Source organism: Chitinophaga sp., from assembly GCF_036569125.1.
In the GTDB taxonomy this organism is placed as follows: Bacteria; Bacteroidota; Bacteroidia; order Chitinophagales; family Chitinophagaceae; genus Chitinophaga.
In genome coordinates this window covers 1-8246 of record NZ_DATCRF010000469.1, presented here as the reverse complement: position 1 = coordinate 8246, position 8246 = coordinate 1, and the positions used below count along the sequence as shown (strand labels likewise).

General features: G+C 49.3%; 6 protein-coding genes. 4 read left to right on the top strand and 2 right to left on the bottom strand.

Features of this window, described 5'->3' with window-relative positions:
- Both VIM87_RS17525 and VIM87_RS17520 read right to left on the bottom strand, forming a co-directional pair.
- Positions 1 to 2622 (bottom strand): lantibiotic dehydratase (locus tag VIM87_RS17525; protein WP_331998254.1); only part of this gene is annotated, 2622 nt, incomplete at its 3' end.
- Between the two features lie 153 nt (positions 2623 to 2775).
- A complete protein-coding gene (locus tag VIM87_RS17520; protein ID WP_331998253.1) occupies positions 2776 to 4950 on the bottom strand; it encodes an outer membrane beta-barrel family protein in 2175 nt (724 codons plus the stop codon).
- A 337-nt stretch (positions 4951 to 5287) separates the two neighbouring features.
- Between VIM87_RS17520 and VIM87_RS17515 the strand changes: the two genes are divergently transcribed.
- The 4 genes from VIM87_RS17515 to VIM87_RS17500 all read left to right on the top strand — a co-directional run.
- Positions 5288 to 6172 (top strand): class I SAM-dependent methyltransferase, encoded by an 885-nt coding sequence (locus VIM87_RS17515; protein WP_331998252.1) that lies wholly within the window; start codon positions 5288 to 5290, stop codon positions 6170 to 6172.
- Positions 6169 to 6699: a DinB family protein gene (locus VIM87_RS17510; RefSeq protein WP_331998251.1), complete on the top strand. Its 531-nt coding sequence runs from the start codon at positions 6169 to 6171 to the stop codon at positions 6697 to 6699. The genes VIM87_RS17515 and VIM87_RS17510 overlap by 4 nt, the downstream gene beginning before the upstream one ends.
- A gap of 12 nt (positions 6700 to 6711) precedes the next feature.
- Positions 6712 to 7596, top strand: coding sequence for an SAM-dependent methyltransferase (locus VIM87_RS17505; protein ID WP_331998250.1), 885 nt, complete (start codon positions 6712 to 6714; stop codon positions 7594 to 7596).
- Between the two features lie 12 nt (positions 7597 to 7608).
- Positions 7609 to 8246 (top strand): type 1 glutamine amidotransferase (locus VIM87_RS17500; RefSeq protein ID WP_331998249.1); only part of this gene is annotated, 638 nt, incomplete at its 3' end.

Here is an 8246-nt window from a genome sequence, read left to right as displayed (position 1 = left end):
CAGCATGGCGGTGCAGGCTACGCTATCCAGGTGAAAGAATGTTTCTGCCAGCTCCATGCTGTTGCTGCCATAACGTTCTGCTTCCCGGTTATAGGTATCCAGCTGCAGTTTGTGAATATAACCGGCTGCAATAAAGGGCTGCAGGTATTCATGCACCTTATTCATAATGCCCCCTACCTGTGATACCGCGGTAACGTGAAAGCGTAAACGGAGATGGAACTCCGGATCATTGTACCGGATAAAGAACCATTTATCAATACGCCCGGCCTGTTCCAGCAGGGCTGCCAGGGGTTTTACCGCCTGCAGCAGGATCTTGTCTGCCGACCGTACACCGCAGTACAGCTTATAGTACAGCCATTCGCTGCCGGGTACAAACTGCCGTTGCAGCGGCTGCTGGTAAACATCCGCGGATTTAACAATACCGGCGCCGGCATATGCAGGGGCCTGCCTGTTCAGCACCGCCACCAGCTGGTTTACATATCCATTGCCCTGCTGGTCTGTTACCTGCTGCTGCCGGTGAATGAACTCCCGCATTGTAAAACGGCGCCGCTGTTTTATTGTTTCCAGCCAGGTGCTTACCATCAAATTATTATTAAGGTCTACCAGGAGCTCGTTATCCCCATCTGCCAGCACCAGGTACTGCGGCAGGCGCCATTGCTCGCGGAAGTGGCCCAGGGCTTCCTGCAATGCTGTGCCTTCCAGGGATAACAGGTGCTGTATGTGCTGCTGCCGGAAACACCAGGTGGCCAGCTGCAGTATGGTATGCTTGTAGGTAATGCGGGGCAGAAAATAGTATTGCTCTTCCAGCGGCCCCCAGTCAAAGCCAAGCGCCGCCCTTTTATCCTGCGATTGCAGATCACAGAGGAAACGGTATACCGGTAAGGCGTTACTGGTGTAATTGTGCGCGGTGCTTAAACGGGGTATGATCTCTTTTCCCAAACGGCGTGAGTGTAATACTACCCGGTCATTTTTCACGGAAACATACAGGTCCTGCACATCAATTTGCTGTTCTTTGTTGCGCGATGAGCGGGCCAGGTAGGGAATTTCATATTCCCTGAAAGCGGGGTGCAGCAGCACATTGCCGGTGCGGCTTTCGGGCAGGTGTATCACTTCTGCATACACAATGCCGGGATCGCGCTCCTGCTCCTGCCGGGTTACTTCGCTTACCAGGGTATGTATGGCGGCATCTGCATGGGCAAAACGCCCCAGCAGGCCGGCTGCGCTGGAACCGCCTGCGCTTTCTATGTACAGTGTGCAGGGCGCATCTTCCAGTATGCGGAACATCAGGAAAAAAGAAGGCGGCAGATCATTCCAGTCGGCGCTAAGGCCCTCCAGATCTGTCTCATTTATGTCGATGTTATACCGCCCGCCGGTATATGCTTCCAGCAGCCACTTATGCCGTAAGGTTTCCAGCTGCCCCCAGGTATAATGATGTTCCCTTTCATGATGGCCTACCGCCACATCATCTACCAGCGGGGTAATGTTGTTATTGCTGCTGCCGTTAATGTACCCGATGCCGGTTTCCGTATCCAGCACTTCCAGCAGGGGCATTTCCTTTTCATCATACCGCTGGCGGAAGCGCTGTTTAAATGCCTGCAGGTCCGGATGGCGTTTGCGGGCTGCCAGCTTGTTCATTACTTCCAGCGCCTCCTGCAGCTGTTGCTGTAAGGTGGTATGGATACCCGGCCCGGCGGCTTGCTGCACCATATCGGCCTGGAATAATTTACTTTGATCATAGGTTACTCCCAGCTCATCCAGCAATTGCATGATATGCCCGTATTGCGCTACCTCATTACCGGCGCCGGCATCCAGCGTACGCAGGCACTCATCTACCCTGCGCAATGTGTGCAGCGCGTGCAGCACAAGGGTATCCCCTTCTTCCGCTATTCTTTCCAGTATATGTATGAGCTGATGAATAAATTCCGGGCCGGTAATAGCGGGCTCCATTTCACTTACCAGCACCTGCGCCTGGATCAGCTCTTCAATGAAAGCCTGCGCCTCCGCTGCTGTAATGGAAGCAGATACCAACAGACTGCCCAGCTGCTGAATGGTAGCGCCGTTGCCGGCTGCGCTTACCACACGCTGCAGGTATTCAGATGCCTGTACGGCGCTGATCTGGTGAATACGCCTGCCGTTCGTATACAGGTATTCCACGTAACGCAGCTCATCCCCTATCGTGTATACGCTGCTGTTAGGGTAGTACAATAATTTCTGGTGAATGCCCGGCAGCATGGCCAGCTGTGCAGCCAGGGCACAGAGGTAATGCATATCCAGCCGGGTATGCCGCTGCATTCCCTGCACGGTAACCGCAGTGGCTTCCGGGTTCCAGCTTACAACGCTGCAGCCGGAAAAAAGGCCGAACGGCGTGCAGCGGCTGCTCATGCGGATATAGTATTTAAACAGGGAACGGCTAAGCTTTTCTATTTCTTTTTTCCCGGTTATATGGCCATCGCGCCATTTTATGCAGGCTTCATATAAAACGGGGGATGCCAGGTAAATGGCTTCCAGGAAGGCATTGTCGTGCAGCAGCTTTTGCACATCCATGCCATTGTTAAGGACGGTTAAAGGGTACCTGGGCGTTCTCAGCACCAGGCGCTCGTCAAAAGCATACAAAGGGCTCATAGCATAATTGCTTTTACGGGTAATCAAACGGAGGCGGTAAAAGGATAAATGGGTACCTGCGGTTTAGGTTTTTACGTGCTCAAAAATAAAGGCCGGTTAAATTACGGATAAAGGTTTAGATATGTTTTCCTATGCTGATAAAAATACTGCTCATTAATTTCCTTCCATTCTACGCTGCTCTTTCTCAATGCCTGTTTTCCGGTTCCTGGCGGCTTTTACGCGCTGGTTGCCAAATTTGTAAGAGAATACCAGGCGTACAAAGCGTGATTCCACCTTATTATCATATGAGGAGATAACGCCAAAAGAGGCTACGTCATATTTTGTTGTTAGTGTGTTAAAGATATCTGTTGCATTTAGTGTAAGCTTGCCTGCATTATGCAGGATGCTTTTAGAAATGCCTGCATCTATAAAGTAACGGGATTTCATTTTATAAACGCCAAAGGCCATGGGCGAATTATAGGTAGCGGACACTTCTGCCGTTAATCCTTTCGTAAGCGTAAAGGTATTGCTGGTATTTACATACACGCCTGCGCCGGCATTGGTAAGCTGCTCGCTGCCTTTTTCATTATACTTTGCATAGGTGGCCATTACGGTATTAGTGCTCATCCATTTATTTTCAAAAAAGCCTTTTGAATGGGTAATGCTGGCATTTACGGCATAAGCGGCGCGCAGGTTGGTGTAGGTGCTGATGACCACATTGCCGGTATCTTTCCGGTAAATATCCGTGAGCACCTGGTTGTAGCGCTGATAGCTGAGCGTAGTGAATAATTCGTTGTTATAGGTATAGGACAGCTCAAAGCTATGCCCGATGGATGGGCGGATGTTAGGATTACCCTGGTAATAAAAATACTGGCTTACATAGGTTACAAAAGGGTTTACAATATTAAAGCTGAAACGCTCTATACTTTTGCGGTACGACAAACCATACTGATGTTTGGCGGACTGGTTATACATTACTGCAAAGGAGGGGAATAAATTAAACTGGTTACGGGTATTGGTTTGATCTAATGTTAAAGAGGTGCCTTTCATATGCGTTTGCTCAGCACGCAGGCCAATCTGCAGGTCAAACTTTTTAATGCTGCGGTCATAGCTGGCATACGCGGCAAAAATATTTTCCCGGTAAATGAAGTGATTGGTTTTGCCGCTGTCAATTTTCCAGTCAGCCGCTATTTTCTGCTCCCAGCGTATATCGTTATCCGTTGTTGTAAAGGTGCTTTTCAAACCTGCTTCCAGCTTACCTTTCCACAGGGGCTGCGTATAATCTGCCGCCATGGAGGTAATGGTATTATTGGCCGGCGAGTTATCGCGCAGCAGGTAAGGCGCCTGCAGCACTACTCCTTTGGGATCGTAAAAGTTGGTTACATAATCATCGTCCCAGCTTTTGTTATAATTAAAGTAGTCCACATTCACGGTGAGCTGTTTACCGCTGGTATCAAAATCAGTTTTGTAATACACATTTACCGATGGGTTAAAGAGCTGCAGATCGCCACCGGTGGCCACGGTAGAAAAGGAATCTGCTGCCTGCCCGTTGTAATCCCTTACGGAGGTGGTGGTCATTTTGCGGTAGCGGTAGTTCAGCAATCCTTTAAGCATAACGCCAACGGAGCTACGTGAATTAATATCGTAGTCGGCGCCGGCCTTAAAGGAATGATTGTTACGCTCCCTTGTTTCCCAGCTGTTTTCCCGGATGTTTGTATTAGCATCCAGCAGGCGGATAGACTGAAGATCGTAGTATTGCTTATTGTACTGGTAATCGTAATTACCATATACATTCAGCTGCTGATTGCGGTAGTTTAATCCCAGGCCGGCTACATAGCGGGTGTACTGGCCTGCGCCTATACCTGCAGTGAGGGTACCGTTGGTGCCGAAGTTCCTGTTCTTTGAAGTAATGATGTTGATAATAGCGGCGCCTTTGGCATCATAGCGGGCGGGCGGGTTGCCCATCAGCTCTATGCGGTCAATGCTGCTGGCGGAAAGGCTGCTGAGCCATTCTTTCAGCTCTTCGCCGGAAAGGCGGCTGTCCTTTCCATCTACCAGCACGGTTACCTTTTTACCGCGCAGCTCATAATTACCATTTCCCTGGTCTACTACGCCCGGTGCGTGGGTTAGCACCTGTAAGGCATCGCCTCCTGCGGCTATGGGGCTCTCCGATACGTTCATGATAATTTTATCGGCGCGCATTACAATGAAAGGTTTGGCGCCCTTTACCGTTACTGCCTGCAGGTTTTTCCGGCGCAAACTGTCTGTTGACTGGGCTTGGATGCTATGCCAGCATAAACAGGCCATCAGCCACATCATCGTCGCGCTTTGGGTTATTTTGGATTTCATGCAGTACGGGTTCTCCTAGAATTTTCTTAAATATATTGATACAAACCTATGTTTGTATGTTTCGTGTTAAAAAAACATTACACCAACCCTCCGTTTAACGGTACCAACCTATGGGACGCCCTCACACGAAGGTGTGATTATACAAATAAAAATATGATAATTCCATTATTGAATCCTTCGTAATCTTTATATTTACAAAAGTCATCAACCAGAAAAGAATGCATCAGCGGATGCTGCAGCACGTGTACGGAAAGCTTACCATCAGGATACAACAAGCAACAAGTTTCAAATAGTGATCAATTAATAATTCTTACACCCTCAATTATTGTTATTTGCTATGCCCCTGGTTGATGCCAGTAAAATGGCCGAGTACAAAGCATTTTATCGCGCCGTAGTATCAAGCCGCCCGCCCCCTGAGCGTCTGTTCTATGATCCTTATGCTGAGGCCTTTTTATCCCCCGGACTGAAATTTTTATTATGGCTGCTCAGGCAGCCGCTCCTGTACCCTTTAATAAACTGGTGTATGGAAAAGCGTTACCCTGGCCGCTTTGCAACTACTGCTGCCTGTACGCGGCTGGTAGATGATCTGATCATGTCGTGTATACAGCGGCACCAGGTAAAACAAGTGGTGATCCTGGGCGCCGGTTATGATTGCCGTGCGCACCGGCTGCCTGCAGCTGCCGTACAGTTTGTGGAAGTGGATTACCCGCAGCGGCAAACCCTTAAACGGCGGGTATTACAGCAGCTTCCACACCCGCCTATGACGCTGGTTGATTATATTCCGATGGACCTGGCCACCCAAATGCAGGACGATGTATTGCCGTTGCAGCTGCAGCGGGCCCACTACAATTCCCTGTTTATATGGGAAGATATTCACCGTGCTTTCCCGGGTAACAATAGCGATAAAATGTTTGGTTATTTTCAGCGTTTTCCCGAAGGCACACGCTTCATATTCACGTATGCTGCAAAAAATCCGGGCATGTTTATTGACGCTATGCCTGTAGCAAGGCTGTTGCAGCAACACCCGAACGACCGGAACTATGACCAGGAGCCTGCCCGTTTCCGGGAATTTTTGGAAGCCTACGATCTGCAGCTGGAACAGTTTACAGGTGCGGATGCTTACAGGCAGTTATACTATGGCAAACGGGCAGACCATATGAAAGGATATGAATGGTATAATGTAGCAATGGCCAGCGTGAAAGTAAAAACAATTGAGTCATGATACCTGCTATCCAACAACTAAATACCGATCTTGACAATAATACCAATCTTTTACTGGATATATTGGATACTGTGCCTGCGGCTAAGCTGCAGTTGAAGAATCCACGTACGGAATGGAGCATTATGGAGTGTGCGGAACATATCCTGATCTCAGAACAGGCGGTGGCCAAAGCATTGCAAGGCCCCTCCCACCCGATAGAAGACCGCGCGCCGGACAGCAAGCTGGAAGAGCTGAATAAGAACTTCCTGGAATTTGACCAGCGCCTGCGCGTAAGCGGCGATCCGGAAACGCTGGATGGCGGTTATGATAATATAAAAAGCTTTAGCCAGGCCTTTCGCCGGAACCGGGAGCTTATTAAAGAAGCGCTTCAAAAGGAACCACTGGAATGGCTATGTGAAAAACTGGAACATGCCAAATTTGGCTACCTGACAAGGCTGGAATGGGCCTATTATCTCATTTACCATACGGAAAGACATTTGCAGCAGATCAACCGGATCGAAGCAAGCCTGGAAAATACGAATCCTTAAAAAAATCCCGTTATGTCATCACTGGTGCGTGCCAGGAGAACCACTGTACTTACTGCATTTTTTCGCGCGTTAGAATCCAGCAAACCGGCCAGGGAACGACTGTTCACAGATCCCTTTGCGAAAGTGTTCCTGACCCCTTCATTAAAAATGTGGACCTTTCTTTCTGTTTACCCGTTCTTTAAATGGGCCGTGCCCAGGTATATCAATTACTTCTGGCCGGGCGCCCATACTGCTATCGTAGCCCGCACCCGCTTAATAGATGTAATGACCATACGCGCTATACAGGACCATGGCGTGAACCAGGTAATGATACTGGGATCAGGGTTTGATACCCGTGCACACCGGCTGCAGCTGCGGGAAAGGGTACAATTTGTGGAAATGGACCGGCCTGTTACACTGGAATATAAACAACAGCTGCTGAATAAGGTGCGTAACAAAGCGCCTGTACATGTGGACTATGTGGCCATGGATTTTTCTTACCAGCAACCGCAGGACTGCATCAGTAACCTGATGAGAGCCGATCATTATAAAACGTTGTTCATCTGGGAAGGTGCGGTAAATAATTTTACTGCCACCATGGGCAGGATCATGTTCGATTACTTCCAGGGTTTTCCCTCCGGCACCCGCATTATTTTTACCTATGTAATTAAGGAGGTGCTGGAAGCCCCATCCCGCTTTCACGGCGCTGCCAGCATTATACGCCTGCTTAAAAAAGTAAAGGAGCCCTGGAATATGGGACTGGACCCCGCTGAGCTGCCGCATTTTTTGGCGGAATATAATATGGAGCTGTTGTATGATGAAGGCGCCGAAGATTTCCGCCGGCTATACTTTGGAGAAAAAGCATTACAAATGCGCGGATATGAATTTTACCGGGTAGCAATGGCTGTGGTAAAATAGTATTTTTACAGGATGCAACCTTTACGTATACACTATTTTGAGCACGTTCCCTTTGAAGGATTAGGCTGTATTGAAGACTGGGCGCGGCAGCAGGGCCACACCATTACCGTTACCCAGTGGCATGCGCCTACCGTTGTATTACCCGACCTGCTATCCATTGACTGGCTGATAGTAATGGGCGGCCCTATGGCGGTGTATGAAACCGGACTGCATATATGGCTGCCAGCGGAACAGCAATACATTGCAGATGCCATCCAACAGGGCAAAAAAGTGCTGGGCATATGCCTGGGCGCACAGCTGATTGCCGCTGCACTGGGCGCTAAGGTATACCCCAATAAGGAAAAAGAGATCGGCTGGTTTCCCGTACAGTTCAATACTACAGGCGCGCTGGCCAATATACTGCCACCGGAGCAAACGGTGTTCCACTGGCATGGCGATACCTTTGACCTGCCGGCCAATACCACCCTTTTTGCCAGCAGCGCAGCCTGCGCCAACCAGGGATTTATATATGGCGATAGGGTGATAGGATTACAATTTCACCCGGAAGTGCGCAGCAATGATGTATTAAAAATGGTGGAGCATGACGATGATGAGCTGACGCCTGCGCCATATGTGCAAAGTGCGGAAGCTATAGCGGACCGCAGCTCCCT